The sequence below is a fragment of the Hydrogenovibrio thermophilus genome (genome assembly GCF_004028275.1).
Taxonomy (GTDB): domain Bacteria; phylum Pseudomonadota; class Gammaproteobacteria; order Thiomicrospirales; family Thiomicrospiraceae; genus Hydrogenovibrio; species Hydrogenovibrio thermophilus.
The window spans coordinates 1,063,516-1,083,952 of sequence record NZ_CP035033.1; the positions used below are offsets into that span (position 1 = coordinate 1,063,516).

Here is a 20,437-nt window from a genome sequence, read left to right on the forward strand (position 1 = left end):
GCGGATTTTTTGTATGGGTGACTGGAAAGAAAAGGAGGGTGGCGTGATTACGCTGTCAAGCGGGTGGAAACTTCCCGAAAACGAATTGGATTGGCAGGCCGTGCGCTCGCAAGGCGCTGGCGGTCAGAACGTCAATAAAGTGGCCACCGCCGTCCATTTGCGTTTCGATATTTTCGGTTCTTCGTTGCCGGAAGCCATCAAATTGCGCTTGATGGCACTTCCGGACCGACGCATTACCAAAGACGGCCTGATTATCATTAAAGCGCAATCTCAGCGCACTCAGGAAGGGAATCGCCGGGAGGCTCTGCAGCGGTTACAACAGTTGTTGGAAGCTGCCTGGGTTCGACCGAAAAAGCGTTTAGCCACTCGTCCGACCAAAAGTGCTCGCCGGAAGCGCATGGATCAAAAGCGTCAAAGAGGTGAAATCAAGGCGCGGCGCAAACCGGTGAGGCTGGATGAGTGATGGTGCAGATTCGAACCTACCAGCCGCAAGATGCCGACGCGATTGCGGATTTATACCATGCGGCGGTGCATGCCATCGATCCGACGGTGTATTCCAAAGAACAGCAGGAAGCCTGGGCGCCTACGCCGCCGGATAAGGTGTTTTGGAAAGAACGTCTGGCCCAAAAACAGCCCTTTGTCGCGTGGCGGGAGGGGCGAATTGTCGGTTTTATGGAGTTGGAAGCCGACGGGCATATCGATTGCGCCTATACGCATCCGGCATTTCAGGGGCAGGGTGTGGCGGCGGCCTTGTATGCGCATTTGGAAGCGAATGCCCGCCAAGCGGCCATGGCACGCCTGTATGTGGAAGCTTCGCATCTGATTCGCCCGTTTTTCGAACGGCGTGGATTTCACTGTGTGCAGACCAATCAAGTGCGTCGTGGCACGGTTTCACTGACGAATTTCACGTTGGAAAAACCCCTGTCAGAACCATCCCGCTAGCGCATGCATTTCACCCCATCATCTACCATTTAGTCTCATTTGGACAAAATCTGCCAGGCCTGGGAGATTTTGAGTCACTGCCTTTTTAAACCGAATGCCGTAGCGGAGTCGGGTTTTGACTTTCCTGATGCAGTTTTTCGGTTTCATGCAATATCTTCAAGATCGCGAGTTCGGTTTCACGGTTCCATTTCAACGCGCAGGACAGCCGGAAAAAATGATTGTATTTGTCGGTGGTGGAGAAAATACGCCCCGGCGCGATGCTGATGCCATGCGGAATCAGGCGGTTCGCCAATTCAAAGGTGTCGATCGCATAGGGTAATTCCACCCAGATGACAAAACCGCCTTCCGGGCGGGTGACCTTGGTGCCGGGTGGAAACAGCCGCACGATGGCACTGGTGAGTTGGTCCACCGCGTAAGCGTATTGTTGCCCGGCCCGGCGCAAATACAAGTCGTAACGACCGGATCGCAGGATGTCCAGAGTCGCGAGCTGCGCGGCGGAGGAGGTCGACAGGTTGGAAACGTATTTCAGGTATTCGAGCTGTTTGTAATAGCGTTTCGAGCTGACCCAGCCGACCCGTAAGCCCGGCGACAGGGTTTTGGAAAAAGACGAGCAGTAGATGACGTTATCGTAAGGGTCGAACGCCTTAAGCGGTTTAGGGCGACTGTGGCGATGCGATAGCTCGCCGTAAACGTCATCTTCAATCAAGGGAATGTCGCGTTCGGCCAGTAAGACGTTCAAGCGGCGTTTATGGTCGTCCGGCATGCTGAACCCCAGCGGGTTGCTGAAAGTGGGCACCGTCACGCACGCTTTGATCGGCCATTGATCGATGGCCATCTCCAGGGCGCTGATCGAGATGCCGGTGTTCGGGTCGGTGGGGATTTCAATGGCTTTCATACGCAATGAATTGATGACTTGCAGTAAACCATAAAAGGTGGGGGATTCGATGGCGATGATGTCGCCGGGTTCGGCGCAGGCGCGTAACGCCAGACGCAAGGATTCCTGACAGCCGTTGGTGATGACGATGTCGTCTGCGGACACGTCGCAACCGAAGCCGGACATGCGTCGCGCGATTTGCCGCCGCAATTCCGGGTTGCCCGGCGGAAACTCGTAATGGCTGATGGTGTCGGCCTGATGGTGGCAGACTTTTTTCATGGCTTGTGACACCAGTTTAATGGGTAAAAAATCGCTGTCCGGCACGGCGGCGCCGAATTGCAGGATGTTCGGATCATTGGCGGCTTTGACCAGGTTCAAAACCATTTCCTGACCGGTGACGGCGGAAGGTTTGGCTTCCGGTTGGCTGCGGTTCGGGGTTTCGAACGACAGTTTGGCAGCACTGCGCACATAAAAACCGGACTTGGGACGAGACTCGATGTACCCCATGCTTTCCAGTTTGTAATAAGCCGACACCACCGTCGAGACGCTGACGTGAAAGTTTTTGGCGCTTTGGCGCACTGACGGCAGTTTTTCACCGGGCGCATAGGTGCCTTGGCGAATGTTATCCGCTAGGGACTGGGCGAGATCCTGGTACAAAAACTCGCTTTTCGGCGAGCGTGGCTTGGTCTTTTTACTCATCTGATGGCCTTATTTCGTTCTTCACTTCAATACAGTTGTTGTCTTTCAAACCGGTACAGATGATTTTAACGCTAATCTGTACTGGTTTATTTAATATTTTTTGAATCTGTATATTTTTTTGGAAAGCCTTAGACTGATTATTTGGTGATGATGAAGCGGAAATGGAGGTTTCAGGCAATGAAGCGTGAAGGATTCATAAAACTATTGTGGGTGGTTGTGCTGTTCTTGTTGGCGCTGGGTTGGGGCTGGATGAAGCAAACAATCGGGCAGCCGGTAGGGCAGACGGCAGAGGAGACTCACGTTGAGGCAGATCGCCCTTGGTGGTGGCGCATTAAATAATCGAAGAAATATAGTATAACGGATATTAAGGAGTGGTAATGGAACGGCAGTGTTGGATAAATCAGGCAATCAAACCGGTCTCACAAGCGGGTGTGGCCTTGACGGACCACGGTCTTTTATACGGCGACGGCGTTTTCGAGGGGGTTCGATTTTATCATCGGGTATCGTTTTTATTGACCGAGCATCTGGAGCGGTTGTTTCAATCCGCCAAGGCGATTTGTCTGGAGCTGCCGTATTCAATGGATGATTTACACCAGGCCTGCCGTGATGTCATTGCACAAAATGATTTAATGGATGGGTATTTGCGTTTGGTGGTCACGCGCGGTTCGGGCGCGTTAGGGCTGGACCCGAAGCGCTGTGAAACACCGACGGTTTTCATTCTGTGCGACGAGTTGAAGATGGTGCGTGATTCGGCGCAATCCGGTTTGAAGTTGATTGTCGCCGCCACGCGACGTATGCCGTTGGATGTGTTTGACAGTCAAATTAAAACTTTGAATTATATGAACAATATTCTGGCGAAAATCGAAGCCAATCAAGCCGGTGCCGACGACGCACTTTTGCTGAACACGCAAGGGCGTGTTGCCGAAGCCAGTGCGGCCAATGTGTTTGTGGTCAAGAATGGAGCGTTGATCTCACCTCCGAGTTCGGAGTGTGCGTTGAATGGCATTACACGGCGTTTTATTCTCGAGCTCGCGGCCTCTTTGGGGATAGAGTGTGTCGAAAGGCCGCTATCTTTGTATGATGTTTATCATGCCGATGAAGTTTTTCTCAGCGGGTCGGGCGCGGAAATGTTGCCGGTGGCGGACATCGGCGGGCGGCGCATGACGGCCTGCCCGGGGCCGATGTTTAAACGCTTGAAGCAGGCCTTTGATGAACGGGTTCAAGCTTTGTCCGAGGCTTAAAGCCGATAACAGAGCGAATAGCGGAAACCACCAGGCCTGGTGGTTTCTGAGATTGCCGGTTTCAATGAGTATGGCTGTGGTATGATATGGATGTTTACAAGTATGTAACATTTTATCTGGGTGTTAACGTCGTTCTTAACCCCCTCAAGCCGTTTTACGGCACACTTTTTCACTGGAAGATTCGCTATTATGCACGCTTTGTCTGCTCGACAATTGGCTCCAAGGTTGGGGGCTTTAGTCGCTTTGACCCCTTTTGCGGTCGATACCTATTTGCCCGCCATTCCGGAAATCGCCACCGCATTGGAGGCGACCGTCAATGAAGTGAGTTTGACGGTGCCGTTGTTTCTCATCAGCTTTGCGCTGGGTCAACTGATTGGCGGCCCCTTATCCGACCGTTTCGGTCGTAAACCCATCGCGTTTATCGGTTTGTTGGTGTTTTCGGTCACCTCGGCGTTGATGATGTTTTCGGTGCAGATTGAGCAGTTGTATGTGATGCGGGTGCTGCAGGCGGTGGGCGGCGGTTTCGCGACGGTGGTCTCGGCGGCGATTGTGCGCGATTTATACTCGGGGCGGGAGAGTGCCAGAGTGTTTTCGATGATTGCGATGGTGATGCTGATAGCGCCTTTGGCGGCGCCGGGCGTGGGGGCGTTGATTTTGAACTTGGGCGATTGGCATAAGGTGTTTTTGTTTCTGGCGCTGTATGCCGGCTTGTTGTTTGTGGTGGTGAAATGGGCCTTGCCGGAAACCGTGGGGCCGGAAGCACGTCAAAAGGCGCGGGGTGAATCGGTTTGGCAGTTGCTGGCAAACTATAAAACGGTGCTGTCGAACACTCGGGCCTTGGGCTTTTTGCTGGCGCAGGGCTTCGCCAGCAGTATTTTGTTCGTATACATTACCGAGTCGCCGTTTATCTACATGGATTTCTTTGGTGTCAGCTCAGCGTCCTTCCCGTTTTATTTCGGCCTGGTGGTGTTGGGCGTGATGTTCTTCAATCGGGTCAATATCGGCTTGTTGAAACATTACGAACCGCAGCAAATTGTGCTCGGCGCTTTAATCGGCCAGGTGGTGATGACGGTATTGTTCGTGAGTTATGTGGAACTGTTCGAGCCGAATGTGTATCTGGTGTTGTTGATTCAGTTTTTTATTTTGGGTCTGCTGGGGGCGATTACGCCAAACGTACAGGCCAGTTACATGGATTTCTTTCCGCATATTTCCGGCACGGCCAACGCCTTGGTAGGTACCAGTATCTTTGCGTTCGGGGGCGTGATGGGTTTGGTGATGGGAGCCTTGCATGACGGCAGTTTGAGTCGAGTGGTGGTGTTTATTTTCATGCTGTCGAGCATCAGTCTGTTGAGTTTGTGGTGGGTGGCGAAGGTGCGGTTTGTCAATCCGGCGGCACCGAGCGATGTCGGAGCGCAAGCGGATTGATTTAAACGGGCGTCGAGCCGATTACTTGGAACAGACTTTGGTAGTGAACTGCTGAACCGGCTTGCCGATGACCAAAATGGCGGCAAACGCAATCGGCCAGGCCACCAGCATGGCTTCCCACCAGCGCTGGATGAAGTTACCGCCGATGCCGGTATTGACGGCGGTGATGACAGCCGTCATGACGAAGACCATGATGACGGACATGGTGAAAGCGGCGACAAAGCGGTGATAGTGTTTTGGAAACATAGTCGGTTGTCCTGATGGTTAGGGTTTAGGAACGACGGATGAACGTTCTGCGAATCGAAGCGTTCATGCGATATTTAAACGGAAAGCCATTGTAAAAGATTCCGCTTCTTTTTGACCAGGCTTTTAACCTCAATCACTTTTATTGACGCTGGAAAAACTTATTGAAAAACGTCGTTTTACTGCGGTTTTAATATAGACAGATAGGCCCGAATCAAGTACAATCCGCGTAATCTTATTTTTATGGCTTTGACTATTTGGGGTCGGTACGAGAAATGGCGGTGAAACCCACTGATTTCTAAGAAAAAACGGAGTGAGTTCCTTCTGGGAATTGGCTCCGTTTTTTTATATGGCCTCCCCAAAAGTTTTTGAATTTCTGTTGGGCGGAACAAATCAATGACACAAACAGCTTTATTGGCTTTGGAAGATGGCTCCCTGTTCTGGGGAACGTCTCTTGGTATCGAAGGGGAAACAATCGGTGAAGTGGTATTCAATACTTCGTTAACCGGTTATCAGGAAATTCTGACAGACCCATCGTATTACAAACAAATTGTGACGTTAACTTATCCGCATATCGGTAATGTGGGCGTGAACGAAGAAGACGAAGAGTCTCCGTCAATTATGGCTCAAGGTTTGATTGTTCGCGATTGCCCGCCGCTGATGAGCAACTTCCGTGCGGAAAAATCCCTGCCCGATTACCTGAGAGAACAAAATGTGGTGGCGATTGCCGATATCGACACGCGTAAATTGACGCGCATTCTGCGTGATAAAGGCGCCCAGTCCGGCATTATCGTGGCCGGTGATGAGATTGACGCCGATGCGGCCGTCGCCAAAGCCAAAGCGTTCGCCGGGTTGAAGGGGATGGATCTGGCCAAAGAAGTCACCACGCCGGAAACCTATGTCTGGACCGAAGGCACTTGGGTGTTGGGCGAAGGGCATAAAGACTGTTCCGATAACACACCGTATCACGTGGTGGCGTTTGATTACGGTATCAAACGCAACATTCTGCGCATGTTGGCGGATCGTGGTTGTAAGTTGACTGTGGTTCCGGCGAAAACGCCGGCGAATGAAGTCTTGGCGATGAACCCGGATGGCGTTTTCCTGTCGAATGGCCCGGGAGACCCGGAGCCATGTGATTACGCCATCGAAGCGATTCAAGAGGTCTTGAAAACCGATATTCCGGTTTTCGGTATCTGTTTAGGGCATCAGTTGTTGGCACTGGCATCCGGTGCGAAAACCGTGAAGATGAAATTCGGTCATCACGGCGGGAACCATCCGGTGCAGGATTTGAAAACCAAGAAAGTGATGATTACCGCACAGAACCACGGGTTCGCTGTGGATGCGGATACCTTGCCGGATTGCTTGGAAGCCACGCACAGTTCGCTATTCGACGGTTCCTCGCAAGGGATCCAGCGCAAGGATAAGGCGGCGTTCAGTTTCCAGGGTCATCCGGAAGCCAGTCCGGGGCCGCACGATGTCGCGCCTTTGTTCGACCAGTTCATCGATAATATTAAAAAATACAAACAAGCATAAGTGATAGGAAGTTAAAGAAGATGCCAAAAAGAAGTGATTTAGAAAGTATTCTGATTATTGGTGCGGGTCCTATCATTATCGGCCAGGCCTGCGAGTTCGACTACTCCGGTGTACAAGCCTGTAAGGCGCTGAAAGAAGAAGGTTACCGTGTCATTCTGGTCAACTCCAACCCGGCGACCATCATGACCGACCCGGAAATGGCCGATGCGACCTATATCGAACCGATTGAATGGAAAACAGTTCGCAATATCATCGCGCAAGAACGTCCGGATGCGATTTTGCCGACCATGGGTGGTCAAACCGCTTTGAACTGTGCGCTGGATTTGGACAAGCACGGTGTGTTGGAAGAATTCAATGTCGAGTTGATTGGCGCCAATGCCGATGCCATCGACAAAGCGGAAAACCGCGACCGCTTCCGTCAGGCGATGACGAAAATCGGTTTGGATATGCCGGTGTCCGATGTGGCGCATAACATGGAAGAAGCCTGGGCGATTCAAGAAAAGGTTGGTTTCCCGACCATCATTCGTCCGTCTTTCACGTTGGGTGGTTCCGGCGGTGGTATCGCTTACAACAAAGCGGAGTTCGAACAAATCTGTAAGTTCGGTCTGGACTTGTCGCCAACCAAAGAGTTGTTGATTGAAGAGTCGATTCTGGGCTGGAAAGAATACGAAATGGAAGTGGTGCGCGACAAAAACGACAACGCCATCATCATCTGTTCCATCGAAAATCTGGACCCGATGGGGGTGCATACCGGGGATTCCATTACGGTGGCACCGGCGCAAACCTTGACCGATAAAGAATATCAAATCATGCGTAACGCCTCTTTGGCGGTTTTGCGCGAAATCGGGGTTGAAACCGGGGGCTCCAACGTTCAATTCTCGATCAATCCTGAAACCGGGCGCATGATTATCATCGAGATGAACCCGCGTGTGTCGCGTTCTTCGGCCCTGGCGTCGAAAGCCACCGGTTTCCCGATTGCAAAAGTCGCGGCCAAGTTGGCTGTGGGTTATACGTTGGACGAGTTGAGCAACGACATTACCGACGGCGCTACGCCGGCTTCCTTCGAGCCGTCCATCGATTATGTGGTCACGAAGATTCCACGCTTTACGTTTGAAAAATTCCCGCAAGCCGATGCACGCCTATCGACGCAAATGAAGTCGGTCGGTGAAGTCATGGCGATGGGGCGTAATTTCCAGGAGTCCTTGCAAAAAGCGTTGCGCGGTTTGGAAACCGGTAAAGACGGTTTGGATGAAGTCATGCCGTTGGCGACCATGGATGAAAAAGATATCAAGGATGTCTTGCGTCAGGAATTACGTGCGCCGGGCCCTGAGCGCCTATGGTATGTCGCGGATGCTTTCCGTGCCGGTTGGAGTTTGGAAACCGTTTATGAGATTTCCCGCATCGATCCGTGGTTCCTGTCTCAGATTAAACAGCTGGTCGACATGGAAGACGACATCAAACAACGCGGTTTGGATGCGTTGGATGAAAATCTGTTGCGTCAATTGAAGCGTAAAGGTTTCTCGGATAATCGTCTGGCGAAATTGTTGGATACGGATGCCGCCTTTATCCGTAAGTTCCGTCATACCTTGAATGTTCGTCCGGTCTATAAGCGCGTCGATACCTGTGCGGCCGAGTTTGAAACTTCGACGGCTTACATGTATTCCACTTACGAAGAAGAGTGTGAAGCGGCGCCGAGCGAGCGCGAAAAAATCATGGTATTGGGCGGTGGTCCGAACCGTATCGGCCAAGGGATCGAGTTCGATTACTGTTGTGTGCATGCCGCCATGGCGATGCGCGAAGACGGTTATGAAACCATTATGGTCAACTGTAACCCGGAAACCGTTTCCACTGACTACGATACGTCCGACCGTTTGTATTTCGAGCCATTGACATTGGAAGACGTTTTGGAAATTGTCGAGGTTGAAAAGCCGAAGGGCGTTATTGTCCAGTACGGTGGTCAAACACCACTGAAGCTGGCAGAAGATTTGGAAGCCGCTGGCGTACCGATTATCGGGACGTCGCCGGAATCCATCGATTTGGCGGAAGATCGCGAGCGTTTCCAGCAAATGTTGTACGGACTCGATTTGCAACAACCGCCTAACCGTACGGCGCGCAGTGAAGAGCAGGCTTTAGCGTTGGCGAATGAAATCGGTTATCCGCTGGTGGTGCGCCCGTCTTATGTCTTGGGTGGGCGAGCCATGGAAATTGTCTATAACGATGCCGATTTGTCGCGTTATATGACGGAAGCGGTGAAAGTGTCGAACGACTCGCCGGTTCTGTTGGATCGTTTCCTGGACGACGCGGTTGAGTTGGATGTCGATGCGGTGAGCGATGGCGAACAGGTTGTCATCGGCGGGGTAATGGAACACATCGAGCAAGCCGGGATTCACTCCGGTGATTCGGCTTGTTCCTTGCCGCCGTACAGCATTCCAATGCACATTCAGGATGAAATCCGCAGCCAGGTCGAAAAAATGGCCAAGGCCTTGAGCGTGGTGGGCTTGATGAATACCCAGTTTGCCGTCAAGGGCGATGAGATTTATGTGCTGGAAGTCAACCCGCGTGCCTCGAGAACGGTTCCGTTTGTGTCCAAAGCCATCGGTCATCCGTTAGCGAAAATCGCTGCGCGTTGCATGGTCGGCCAAAAACTGGCGGATCAGCAATTCGTTAAAGAAGTGCGTCCAACGCATTTCTCGGTGAAAGAAGCGGTTTTCCCGTTCATTAAGTTCTTGGGTGTGGACCCGATTCTTGGGCCGGAAATGAAATCAACCGGTGAAGTCATGGGCGTGGGCGATACTTTTGCGGAAGCTTATCAAAAAGCGCAATTGGCGGGCGGCACCATTTTGCCGACGTCCGGTAAAGCCTTCTTGAGCGTACGCCAAGCCGATCGCGTCAAGGTGATTGATTTAGCGAATAAGCTGATTGCGAAAGGGTTCACCATTTTGGCGACGCGTGGCACAGCCAAATCGTTGGAAGAAGCCGGTATCGAATGCGAAATCGTCAATAAGGTAACGGAAGGACGTCCGAATATTGTGGACTCCATCGTCAACGAAGAAGTGGATTTGATTGTGAATACGTCCGATGGTTCTGTTAGTATTAAAGATTCATCGAGTATTCGCCGTGAAGCGTTGATGCATAAAACCTGTTATACAACGACGATGGCAGGCGCTTTGGCTATGGTGGCCTCTATGGATTACTTGGACAACCAAAAAGTGACCAAGCTGCAAGCGATTTAATCCGTAGCGTCCGTCATCTGAAATAACGCCGAGCAAGGGCTCGGCGTTTTTTGTTTTAGGAAGAGTGTGAGGAAAAGAGAATGCAAAGACATCCGATGACAAAAGAAGGGGCAGACGCCCTGCAAGCCGAATTACAAAAATTGAAGAAAGAAGACCGCCCGACGATTTCCAATGCCATTGCCGAAGCGAGAGAGCATGGCGACCTCAAGGAAAACGCGGAATATCATGCTGCTCGCGAGCAGCAAGGGTTGATTGAAGCACGCATCAAGCAAATCGAAAACATGCTGGGACGCGTTCAGATTATTGATGTCACCAAACTGAATCCAAACGGAAAAGTGGTGTTTGGTGCGACGGTGACGGTCCTGAATGTGGAAACCGATGAGGAAGTCACCTATCAGATCGTCGGTGAAGAAGAAGCCGACTTGAAACACAATAAAATTTCCGTCAATTCGCCGATTGCACGCGCCTTGATCGCCAAAGAGGAAGGGGACGAAGTGGTGGTGAAAGCCCCAAGCGGCAACATCGACTACGAAATTGTCGAAATTCAATATATTTAAATCGGTTGGGGGCTTTTAGTCATGCATTTGGCACTGTTGATGATTCTGCTCACGGCGAATATCACCATCGGTTATGTTGTTGCGCCAGTTTTGTTCGGCCGCTTGAGCAGTGAAACCGCCGGTGAGCTGATGGGTATTTTTCTGACAGGGCTATATGGGTTTGACTTACTGCTTTTGCTTGGGTTGCTTGGCTTGTTGGTGCTGCAAAAACGGTTTCGTCCGAAACGGGAACTTCTGCTGGGGATTGCGGCCTTGTCGGTCGCGGGTAATTTGTGGGGGATTTCGCCGCTGATGATGGAATTGAAAGTCATGGGGCTGGCTACATCGCCACAGTTATATGGAATGACCTTTGCCCAGTGGCACGGCGTTTCCCAAGTTCTGTTTATGCTGACGTTGGTGCTGCTGGTCGTCTGGGGGATTCGTTTTGGCCGAAGCCGTTGAGTTCGTCGTCCTCAAAGCCGCGACTGGACTATAAAAAAAGCTTATAAGCATTTAATTATTTTATAGCTGAAAGTCAGGGTTTTCGGTTGCAATTTGCACTAAAAAGACTGAAAATAGTCCCGGTAAATGATTAAATCCTAATATAAATACAACGGTAAGATAACGGAGTGGTTTGAATGAAATTAACATTACAGGCGCTATTTGTTGCAGCTGTTGCCGCGTTCACTTTAAACGTGCAAGCTGCAGAGTCAAAATATGATCAATGTGTTGCAGACGGTGACACGATCGTTAAGTTGGCAAGAGAGAAAGGGGCCACTGCGGCACGTGCTTACGAGCAGAAAACAACTGTTGGTGAGTGTTTTGCTGAGTTGAGCAAAATCGAAGCGACTTACGGTGAGAAGACTTTGGGTCTAAACCCATCTTATGTAATGACTCCGGAAGATCGTGCCAAATGGGCGAAATTGTTCGATTCCATCGATGCGAAACAATATCGTGGCACACCTTACCTTCAAGCGGCTTATTACTTCAGCAAGTAATCGCCAACAGGTTAGGAAGAAAAAGCCGGCTTTATGTCGGCTTTTTTGTTTCCGGGCGTTTTTTATTCGTTGTTAGGAATTGGGTGTGAAATACAATTTATTTGAACAGACTTACCGTTGTCTGGTGGAATCCGATTTGGGTGAAAAGGTAAGGCAGTTGGCTTTGCTACAACAGTGGTGGACCGAAGATACCTTCGACTTTGAACCGACATCTGAAATCCATAAGGTGCCGGATGCCGGTCGCCCCGAAAAACCGGAGTTGGTGCCGCCCAGAGAGTTGCCCAAGCGCCGGTTGGGTTCCAAAGAAGGCCACGCGGCGTTAATGCACTCCATTTTACACATTGAATTCAATGCCGTGAATCTGGCGCTGGATGCCATTTACCGTTTTCAGGATATGCCCCGAGAATATTATCGGGATTGGTTAGGCGTGGCGGGAGAAGAGTCCTATCACTTTCAAATGGTGCGCGAGCATTTGTATCATTTGGGCTATGAATACGGCGATTTTCCTGCCCATAACGGCCTTTGGGTGACGACCTATGAAACCGATCATGACCTATTGGTTCGCATGGCATTGGTGCCAAGAACGCTGGAAGCACGCGGTTTGGATGTGACGCCGCCGATGATTCAAAAACTGCGTGCCGTGGGCGATAAACGCGGTGTGGAAATCTTGAAGATACTGCTGCGGGACGAAATCGGCCATGTCGAGGTCGGTACCCGTTGGTTCCGATACTTGTGTGCAGAGCGGAGCCTGAACCCTTTTGAAACTTTTACCCAGGTCATTGACGATTACTTTCATGGCGATTTGCGCGGACCGTTCAATTTCGAAGCCCGCCAGGAAGCCGGTTTCAGCGACGATGAAATCGCCTGGCTGAAAACCTTGGAGTCGGCCTGACAATGAAACTCAGCGAACGGCATCGCGAGCGGATTATCCGGCGGCACCAACGCTCCATTCAGGAGCGCGGTTACGGGGCGACGGCGCTTTATTGGAATAATACCGAAGCCCAGCAGGTAAGATTTGACGTGTTGTCAGATTTACTGTTGCGTTATGGGTTGAAAAACGACCAGGCCTGGTCGTTTCATCTGTTGGACGTGGGGGCGGGGTTTGGTGATTTTTACCCGTATTTGACGGCGCGGGAATTTGATGTCCGTTATACCGGTATTGATGTGTCACCGGACATGGTTCAGGCTGCCGGGTTTAAGCACTCGGGCTTGCGTTTGCAACAAGGTGAGCTGTTCGACTTCGATTGGCCGGCCAATTCGTTTGATTTTGTGGTGTGTTCCGGGGCGATGAATGAAGTGGTGGATGCCCCCGACTGTGAAGGGGAGTATGCAAAAGCCGTGATTCGCCGAATGTATGCCCTGGCCAAAACCGGCGTGGCGTTCAACTTGTTGAATGCCCGGCACGATTGGACGGCTAATCGAGGGCTGTTGCAGAGTTTTGATCCGGAGGAAATAGCCGAGTATTGTTCCGATTTTGCCCGGCAAGTGGTCTTGGAAGAAGGGTATCTTCCCAATGATTTCAGTGTGTATTTAGGAAAGTAAACGGCAATGAAAGTGGGGATTGATCTTGGTGGCACGAAAATCGAAGCGGTGGTGCTGGATGATGACAATCATATTCTGCTGCGAGAGCGAATGCCGACACCGCAGGGCGATTATGCAGCGACTTTGGCGATCATCATTTCTTTGGTCCGGCGGGTGGAGTCGGAGTTTGGGGCTTTTCTGCGTTTGGGAATCGGTATTCCGGGTGCCGTCTCCAAGCAAACCGGCCGTATCAAAAACGCCAATTCGACCTGTTTGATCGGTCGCGATTTGGTCGCTGATTTGTCGGCCACTTTATCTCAAACCATCGTGTTGGCAAACGACGCCAATTGTTTGGCGTTGTCGGAAGCGTCTGACGGCGCCGCGGCGGGTGAAGACGTGGTCTTTGCCGTTATTTTGGGCACCGGCTGTGGCGGCGGTTTGGTGGTGAATGGACAGGTTTTGAACGGGGTGAATGCCATTGCCGGAGAATGGGGGCATAACCCGTTACCGTGGCTTTCGGAAAAGGATGAAATGCATCCGTGTTATTGCGGTCAAAAGGGTTGTCTGGAAACGTTTTTGTCGGGACCGGGCATGGCAATGCATTTTGAAAAACGTTACGGACGGCCGTTGAGTGCGCAGGCCATTTCCGAAGGCGCTGAAGCGGGAGAGGCAGTGTGTCGGCGGCATATGGAGTCCTATGCACACTGGTTGGCGAAAGGCCTGGCCAGTGTGATGAATGTCGTCGACCCGGATGTCATTGTATTGGGTGGCGGCTTGTCCAATGTGGATTTTTTGTATCGTCGTGTTCCGGAGCTTTGGGCACAATGGGTGTTCAGCGACCGGGTGGATACCCGGTTGGTGCCGGCAAAATGGGGGGATTCCAGTGGGGTTCGTGGGGCCGCTTGGCTCTGAATCGATGCTGAATTTGACCAGGCCTGGCCGAAAAGGCCAATAGCGTTATGGTGTGGGAATCAAAAATGGAGAAAGGGAAGGTGGAAAATATCACATCGTTGGAACGGTTGGATGAGTTGAAGCAAGCCGAAGAAGCCTTATTGGTGCTGTTCGGTGGGCGAGATTGCAATGTCTGCCATGCCATCAAGCCGAAGTTGATTGAGCTGGTCGAGGCGTCTTACCCAAACATTAAAATGGTGTATGTGGATTGCCATGAAGTGACGGACATTTGTTCACAGAACGGCGTGTTTACCTTGCCGACCTTACAGGTGTTTTTCACCGGGCAACGCTTTATCGAGGAAGTGCGCAGTTTCAGTGTGCAAAAGGTGATGCAGGAAATCGAGCGTCCGTACCGTATGCTGTTTTCAGATTAAGGCACGGGTTTAGTTGAAGGAGTGCCCGAAGTAGAAATACAGCGATTGGTGTTCTTCGTCGTGATAGCCATAGGCAAAATAAATCGGCCCGATAAAACTGTTCATGCCGATGAATATACTGCCGGCTTGTTTGGTGTTGGCCCAGGTGACATCGGAGGTGTCGACACCGGTGATATTCTCTTCATCGTAAATATTCCCCGCTTCCAGCGTCGCGCCGAGGTAATACGGAAAATTCAGCGGGTTGCTGCTGGATGACATGCGATACAGATATTTCAAGCGGGCGAAAATGACTTTGTTGCCGATCAAATCGTCCTCGGCATAGCCGGATAGGCGTTGGAAACCGCCCAGGGTGTAGAAGTTGTGGATGTCGTCGGCCTGGTCGGCTTGCAGGTCGGTCGCTTCAAAATGGAAGTTGACTGTATGGCGGCCGTGTGAGAAGTAGCTGGACAGGAAGGATTTGAATTCCTGCACCTTGCCGGCTTTGTCGATATTGTAAAGAGTATTGTGATACGACAAATCCAGCAGGGTGCCTTTTCGCGGGAAAGCGACCTGATCCAAGCTGTCGTATTTCAACCCGATATAGACGATGTTGTCGTCATAGGTCTCTTTTTGCTGCGAGCTGGCGTTTTTGCCCAAGACCAGCTCGCCGGCTTCCCAGTCGTATCCGACGTAGGTTCTTAGATTCAGATTGAAGTTGTAGCCCATTTCCAGACTCGGAGTCAGGGTTTGTTGCTCTAGCTGCACGGAGGCGATGCTGTTTTGGTCGTTGATGTCGTAGATGCGGCTTTTGGCTTCGAAGGCCGGTTGAATGTAGAGTTGCTGTCCCGTATCTAACGGTTGGTAAAAGGCGGTTTTCAGCCGTTGTGTCTGGCCGATATTGATTTCATTCCGCCATTCACCGCCCAGTCCGTTGGCCGGTGAGTAAGTATGCCGTAACCCGATATTGAATACATTGCTGTCGTCCAGGTTGGAGGCGAGATTAAGTTTCAGTTTGAAGAAATTCGGGCCCCAGGACGGCGGTGTGGTTTTGACGGTCAGGACATTGCGGTCATCTTTCCGGCTGATTTCATAGGTGATGAGTTCGAAAAACCCCAGGCCATAGAGAGTGGTGATGTCGGTTTCCAGTTGAATCCGGTCAATAGGCTGGTCGACTTGTTGGTGAATGTAATGGCGAATGACATCGTCTGACAGATGGGTTGTATTGATAATTTTGATGTCGTCAATGACGCCCCAAGTGCGTTGATTCGACGGAATACGATAATTCGGGTCGCTCAAGGTTTTCAGTTGATCGGTTTTCGCCAGTGCGGCTTCCGAGCCGATTTGAATGATCTCTTTAGGGTGGTCGAAATCGGTGGCGCTGAGTGTTTCGGGAATAATGGGGCGAATCAGTACGTCACCGGGTTTAAGGGTGGCCAGTTGACGTAAACTGTTGGCGGTGATCATGCTGGAAATGATTTGGCTGGTGATGCTCAAATACGAATCCATGGCTTCGTCTTCCGGTGTTTGGGTGTGGGTGTCGGACACAATCACAATGTCGGCGCCCATGTTTCGCACCACATTCACCGGTGTGTTGTTGGTGACACCGCCGTCCACCAGATAGCGGTCGTCGATTTTGACCGGCGCGAAAATCCCGGGTACCGACATGCTGGCGCGGAGGGCTTGTGCAAGGTCGCCGGATTTTAAGACGACTTCCTCGCCGGTACGTGCATCCGTGGCGACGGCTCGAAAAGGAATCGGCAGTTTGTCGAAATCGTGAATGTTGCTGACCGGAAGTGTCATGCCTTTCAGGAGAGTGGCCTGTTGTTGTCCCAGTAACAAGCCGCTGGGCAGTTTGAAGTAGCCGTCGTTTAGGCCGAATTCCCCTTTGACGAAATAATGGAATTGGTCCTGTTTGCGGCGAAACGATAAGAAGTGTCGGGAGTTTTCGTCCACGAAGGTTTGGTCCCAGTTGACGTGGGTGACGAAATTTTCGATTTCCCGGGTGCTGAGGCCGGACGCGTAAAGCCCGCCAATCAAGGCACCCATGCTGGTTCCTGAAATGTAATCGATGGGAACGTTCAAACGCTCCAGCTGTTTAATGACGCCGATGTGCGCTAAGCCGTGCGAACCGCCGCCCGGGAGTACCAACCCGATTTTCGGGCGTTTTGTTTCAGTTTCGGCCGCCAAGCTGTTAGTGGTTGGAAGCAGAAAGAGCCAGCAAAAAGCGAGCGGCAACAGGCGCTTAACGTTTGCCATTGCCACCTGCCTGAATCAAAAGGGCGTCGAGCCAGCGTCCGGGAAGGACGCGTTTGAGGTAAGCGAACAGTACTGTCGGAAAGGTGATTCGGTAGCGCAGGGCAGGCCTGGTGGATTTCAGAGTTTTTTCCACGGCCGCTGTGACGGCTTCCGGTCCGAGCGTGAAAGGCGCGGTGGGGCCTTCGGTTTCCAAACGGTCGATCATGGCATTGTAGTTATCGCGATGTGCGCTTTGCTCTTTGGCGATCCAGTGTTTGAATTGCGCATAGGCATTGGCGCGGAAGTTGGAAATAATCGGGCCCGGCTCGATGAGCACGACTTGAATGCCCGTCTCTTTGAGTTCCAGGCGTAGGGTGTCGGCGAGCCCTTCAATTGCAAATTTGCTGGCATTGTAAGCGCCGCGATACGGCATGGCGGCAAACCCGAGGATGGAGCTGTTATAGACGATTTTTCCGAACCCTTGCGCGCGAAAGGTGGGCAGTAAGCGGTTGGTGAGTTCTTGCGTGCCGAAGACGTTGGTTTCGAACTGATGGCGGAGCGCGTCACGGCTTAGGTCCTCCACCGCGCCGGGCAGACCGAAAGCGGCGTTATTGAACAGCAAGTCGATGCGTTGTGTCATCGACAAAATGGTGTCCACCGCCTGTCGGATGGATTCGGTATCGGCCAGATCCATCTGCACACACTCGATGCCCAGGTTTTTGAGTTGTTCGACATCACTCGGTTTACGACAGGTGGCAATGACCCGATACCCCTGTTGATGGAAGTGTTTGGCGGCATGATGTCCGATGCCGGTGGAGGCGCCTGTAATCAGCAAAGTCTGCGTTGTGTGCGGGGTGTTTTCCATGGTTTCTTAGCGTTGTTGGTCGATGTTTTCCTAATTTTAGGGCAACTTCGGTAAAGTGCAAGTGTTTCCGGGAATTTTTATCGTTTGCAGGGGGTTTTATAAATCTGGCACAAATCGCAGGAGAATCGTATGAATCCTGCCAAAAGGATCCGAATTCTTATATAATAAAAGGCTTGATTTAACAATTCGCGAAGCGGGACAAATGTCATTTATCAAACGTTATTTAATTGCCGGTTTGTTGGTGTGGCTGCCTTTAGGGGTAACGATCGCCGCTTTGATCTTTTTGGTCAACCTGTTTGACCAGAGTCTGCTGCTGCTGCCGGAGCATTTGCGGCCGGATGAATTGTTAGGGCGCCATATTCCAGGCTTTGGCATTATTTTGTCGTTTGTACTGATTTTTGTGACCGGGATGCTGGTGGCAAATTTCTTCGGGCGCTATCTGTTTGGCATGTGGGAAAAGCTCTTGTCCCGTATTCCGTTGGTGCGGTCAATTTACACCGCGGTCAAACAGATAGCCGAAGCGCTGTTCGGTTCGGGATCCCAAACCTTCCAAAAGGTGTATTTACTGCAATATCCGCGTGCGGGCTTATGGACATTAGCGTTTCAAACCAGCAAAACCCAGGGCGAAGCACAGATGAAGACCAATATGTCGGAAGTGGTGAACCTGTTTGTACCGACCACGCCGAATCCGACGTCCGGTTTTTTCATCATGGCGTCGAACAATGAAATCATCGAGTTGGACATGAGTGTCGATGATGCATTGAAAATGGTCATTTCCGGCGGGGTGGTTGTGCCGCCTTGGCAAAAAGTTGATAATGCCGGGGCCGTGATCGAGGTGATTGAACCCATCGAACTGGATAAGACCAAAAACGATGATTCGCCGTCGGCCGAAAAACAGAATTGAACTTAATTTTTAACCATTGAAAAATAGGATGCGCCGGTTTCGGGGTGTTTTAGTAAGATAAGGTAATAAACGATATGATGCGTACACACTATTGTGGACAAGTAACTGAAACTTTGGAAGGCCAGCAAGTCACCGTGTCGGGCTGGGTACATCGCCGCCGTGACCACGGTGGGGTCATCTTCATTGATTTGCGTGATCGTGAAGGACTTGTTCAGGTAGTGGTGAATCCGGGCAATGACGCCATGTTCAATATCGCGGAGCGTGTCCGTTCCGAATATGTGTTGAAAGTGCAAGGTAAGGTGTGTGCTCGAACGCCGGAAACCATCAACCCGAAAATGACCACCGGGAAAATCGAAATCGTTGCCGATGATTTGGAAGTGTTGAGCGCGGCTGAACCGATTCCATTTCAGTTGGACGATAAACATATTTCCGAAGAGGTGCGCCTGACGTATCGTTATCTGGATTTGCGTCGTGATGAAATGCAGGAAGCTTTACGCACCCGTTACCGAGTCACGCGTTCCATGCGTCGTTATCTGGACGACAATGGCTTTATGGACATGGAAACACCGATTTTGACCAAATCCACACCGGAAGGCGCACGCGATTATCTGGTGCCGAGCCGAACCCATCCGAACAAGTTTTTTGCCTTGCCGCAGTCCCCGCAGCTGTTCAAGCAGTTGCTGATGATGTCCGGCTTTGACCGTTATTACCAAATTACCCGTTGTTTCCGTGATGAAGACTTGCGTGCCGATCGTCAGCCGGAATTCACCCAGTTGGATATCGAAACCTCGTTTATGACCGAAGAAGAAGTCATGGACATGATGGAAGGTTTGACCAAAACCATTTTCCGAGACGGTGTGGATGTGAACTTTGATTATGACTTCCCGCGCATGACCTATGCCGAAGCCATCGAGAAATACGGAATCGATCGCCCGGATTTGCGTATTCCGTTGCAGTTGGTTGACGTGGCCGATTTGTTGCAGGACATTGAATTCAAAGTCTTTGCCGGGCCGGCCAAAGACCCGATGGGCCGCGTAGCGGCCTTGCGTGTGCCGCAAGGCGGCCAACTGTCACGTAAGGAAATCGATGATTACACCAAGTTCGTCGGCATTTACGGTGCGAAAGGGTTGGCTTATATCAAAGTCAACGACTTGTCCGCCGGGTTGGACGGTCTGCAATCGCCGATCGTGAAATTCTTCCCGGATCAGGCCATGGAAATCATGGAGCGCGTTGGGGCCGAAGATGGCGATATCGTTTTCTTCGGGGCCGATAAAGCGAAGATTGTGAACGAAGCCTTGGGTGCCTTGCGTTGTAAAATCGGTGAAGATCTCGATATGATCGAGCGCGAATGGGCGCCGGTTTGGGTCGTGGACTTCCCGATGTTTGAAATGGATGAGAAAACCGCTCGAATGACGGCGATTCACCACCCGTTTACGCAGCCGAAAGCCACGACGGAAGAAATTTTGAATCACGATGCGCCGCATCAAATGTTGTCTCGTGCCTATGACCTGGTCATTAACGGTATTGAAGTCGGCGGCGGGTCGGTGCGTATCCACGACACCCACATGCAAGCGGCGGTGTTGAAAATGCTGGGCATTTCCGACGAAGAAGCTGAAGAGAAATTCGGCTTCCTGTTGAATGCGTTGAAATACGGTTGTCCACCGCATGCCGGGATGGCCTTTGGTCTGGATCGACTGGTGATGTTGATGGCGAAGCGCGATTCGATTCGCGACGTGATTGCCTTCCCGAAAACCCAGTCGGCGGCGTGTATGTTGACCGATGCACCAGGCCTGGTCGATAACGCCCAAATGGCGGATTTGGAATTGCGTTTCCGTAAATCCTTGACGGAAAAACAGGCCGACTGATTCGGTTCGGTCAGGAGAA

General features: G+C 51.4%; 20 protein-coding genes. 16 read left to right on the plus strand and 4 right to left on the minus strand.

The features are described from left to right. The first annotated feature begins 13 nt into the window (after positions 1-13). Both arfB and EPV75_RS04910 read left to right on the plus strand, forming a co-directional pair. Positions 14-463 carry an alternative ribosome rescue aminoacyl-tRNA hydrolase ArfB gene (arfB, locus tag EPV75_RS04905; RefSeq protein ID WP_128384654.1) on the plus strand — a complete coding sequence of 150 codons (450 nt, stop codon included), beginning with the start codon at positions 14-16 and terminating at the stop codon, positions 461-463. Beyond that, positions 463-942, plus strand: coding sequence for a GNAT family N-acetyltransferase (locus EPV75_RS04910; RefSeq protein WP_128384655.1), 480 nt, complete (start codon positions 463-465; stop codon positions 940-942). The genes arfB and EPV75_RS04910 overlap by 1 nt, the downstream gene beginning before the upstream one ends. An 85-nt stretch (positions 943-1,027) precedes the next feature. Here EPV75_RS04910 and EPV75_RS04915 read toward each other — a convergent pair whose 3' ends face one another. Next, positions 1,028-2,515, minus strand: coding sequence for an aminotransferase-like domain-containing protein (locus EPV75_RS04915; RefSeq protein WP_128384656.1), 1,488 nt, complete (start codon positions 2,513-2,515; stop codon positions 1,028-1,030). Between the two features lie 177 nt (positions 2,516-2,692). On the opposite strand from EPV75_RS04915, the gene EPV75_RS12230 reads away from it, so the two are divergent. The 3 genes from EPV75_RS12230 to EPV75_RS04925 all read left to right on the plus strand — a co-directional run bounded on the left by EPV75_RS12230 (position 2,693) and on the right by EPV75_RS04925 (position 5,181). Continuing rightward, positions 2,693-2,854, plus strand: coding sequence for a hypothetical protein (locus EPV75_RS12230; RefSeq protein WP_192894039.1), 162 nt, complete (start codon positions 2,693-2,695; stop codon positions 2,852-2,854). A gap of 38 nt (positions 2,855-2,892) precedes the next feature. Then, positions 2,893-3,756 (plus strand): branched-chain-amino-acid transaminase, encoded by an 864-nt coding sequence (ilvE, locus tag EPV75_RS04920; RefSeq protein ID WP_128384657.1) that lies wholly within the window; start codon positions 2,893-2,895, stop codon positions 3,754-3,756. A gap of 189 nt (positions 3,757-3,945) precedes the next feature. After that, positions 3,946-5,181, plus strand: a complete 1,236-nt coding sequence (locus EPV75_RS04925) for a multidrug effflux MFS transporter (RefSeq protein WP_128384658.1) — start codon at positions 3,946-3,948, stop codon at positions 5,179-5,181. Between the two features lie 21 nt (positions 5,182-5,202). On the opposite strand, the gene EPV75_RS04930 is transcribed toward EPV75_RS04925, so the two are convergent. Continuing rightward, positions 5,203-5,427, minus strand: a complete 225-nt coding sequence (locus EPV75_RS04930; protein WP_029937719.1) for a DUF2798 domain-containing protein — start codon at positions 5,425-5,427, stop codon at positions 5,203-5,205. Positions 5,428-5,820: 393 nt separating this feature from the next. Between EPV75_RS04930 and carA the strand changes: the two genes are divergently transcribed. The 9 genes from carA to EPV75_RS04975 all read left to right on the plus strand — a co-directional run bounded on the left by carA (position 5,821) and on the right by EPV75_RS04975 (position 14,570). Continuing rightward, on the plus strand, positions 5,821-6,957 hold the full coding sequence (carA, locus tag EPV75_RS04935; RefSeq protein ID WP_029937720.1) for a glutamine-hydrolyzing carbamoyl-phosphate synthase small subunit: 1,137 nt from the start codon (positions 5,821-5,823) through the stop codon (positions 6,955-6,957). A gap of 20 nt (positions 6,958-6,977) precedes the next feature. Next, positions 6,978-10,190 carry a carbamoyl-phosphate synthase large subunit gene (carB, locus tag EPV75_RS04940; protein WP_128384659.1) on the plus strand — a complete coding sequence of 1,071 codons (3,213 nt, stop codon included), beginning with the start codon at positions 6,978-6,980 and terminating at the stop codon, positions 10,188-10,190. Positions 10,191-10,270: 80 nt separating this feature from the next. After that, complete coding sequence (gene greA, locus EPV75_RS04945; protein ID WP_029937722.1) at positions 10,271-10,747, plus strand: transcription elongation factor GreA; 477 nt, start codon at positions 10,271-10,273, stop codon at positions 10,745-10,747. Between the two features lie 21 nt (positions 10,748-10,768). Beyond that, on the plus strand, positions 10,769-11,188 hold the full coding sequence (locus tag EPV75_RS04950; RefSeq protein WP_029937723.1) for a DUF4149 domain-containing protein: 420 nt from the start codon (positions 10,769-10,771) through the stop codon (positions 11,186-11,188). Between the two features lie 176 nt (positions 11,189-11,364). After that, the gene (locus EPV75_RS04955; protein ID WP_029937724.1) at positions 11,365-11,724 is read left to right on the plus strand and encodes a hypothetical protein; all 360 of its coding nucleotides are present in this window, start codon (positions 11,365-11,367) and stop codon (positions 11,722-11,724) included. An 85-nt stretch (positions 11,725-11,809) separates the two neighbouring features. Next, positions 11,810-12,616: a ferritin-like domain-containing protein gene (locus EPV75_RS04960; protein WP_225972401.1), complete on the plus strand. Its 807-nt coding sequence runs from the start codon at positions 11,810-11,812 to the stop codon at positions 12,614-12,616. Positions 12,617-12,618: 2 nt separating this feature from the next. Beyond that, a complete protein-coding gene (locus EPV75_RS04965; RefSeq protein ID WP_128384660.1) occupies positions 12,619-13,266 on the plus strand; it encodes a class I SAM-dependent methyltransferase in 648 nt (215 codons plus the stop codon). A gap of 6 nt (positions 13,267-13,272) precedes the next feature. After that, positions 13,273-14,157 carry an ROK family protein gene (locus EPV75_RS04970; RefSeq protein ID WP_128384661.1) on the plus strand — a complete coding sequence of 295 codons (885 nt, stop codon included), beginning with the start codon at positions 13,273-13,275 and terminating at the stop codon, positions 14,155-14,157. An 80-nt stretch (positions 14,158-14,237) separates the two neighbouring features. Further along, positions 14,238-14,570: a thioredoxin family protein gene (locus EPV75_RS04975; protein WP_029937728.1), complete on the plus strand. Its 333-nt coding sequence runs from the start codon at positions 14,238-14,240 to the stop codon at positions 14,568-14,570. 9 nt (positions 14,571-14,579) lie between these two features. Here the strand turns inward: EPV75_RS04975 and EPV75_RS04980 are convergent, their stop codons facing one another. Together EPV75_RS04980 and EPV75_RS04985 are read right to left on the minus strand one after the other, a co-directional pair. Further along, positions 14,580-16,805 (minus strand): patatin-like phospholipase family protein, encoded by a 2,226-nt coding sequence (locus EPV75_RS04980; protein ID WP_128384662.1) that lies wholly within the window; start codon positions 16,803-16,805, stop codon positions 14,580-14,582. Beyond that, positions 16,792-17,649 carry an SDR family NAD(P)-dependent oxidoreductase gene (locus tag EPV75_RS04985; RefSeq protein WP_128384663.1) on the minus strand — a complete coding sequence of 286 codons (858 nt, stop codon included), beginning with the start codon at positions 17,647-17,649 and terminating at the stop codon, positions 16,792-16,794. The genes EPV75_RS04980 and EPV75_RS04985 overlap by 14 nt, the downstream gene beginning before the upstream one ends. Before the next feature lie 202 nt (positions 17,650-17,851). On the opposite strand from EPV75_RS04985, the gene EPV75_RS04990 reads away from it, so the two are divergent. After that, positions 17,852-18,553, plus strand: a complete 702-nt coding sequence (locus tag EPV75_RS04990; RefSeq protein ID WP_225972402.1) for a DUF502 domain-containing protein — start codon at positions 17,852-17,854, stop codon at positions 18,551-18,553. A 77-nt stretch (positions 18,554-18,630) separates the two neighbouring features. After that, complete coding sequence (gene aspS / locus EPV75_RS04995) at positions 18,631-20,418, plus strand: aspartate--tRNA ligase (RefSeq protein WP_192894053.1); 1,788 nt, start codon at positions 18,631-18,633, stop codon at positions 20,416-20,418. Positions 20,419-20,437 lie beyond the last annotated feature (19 nt).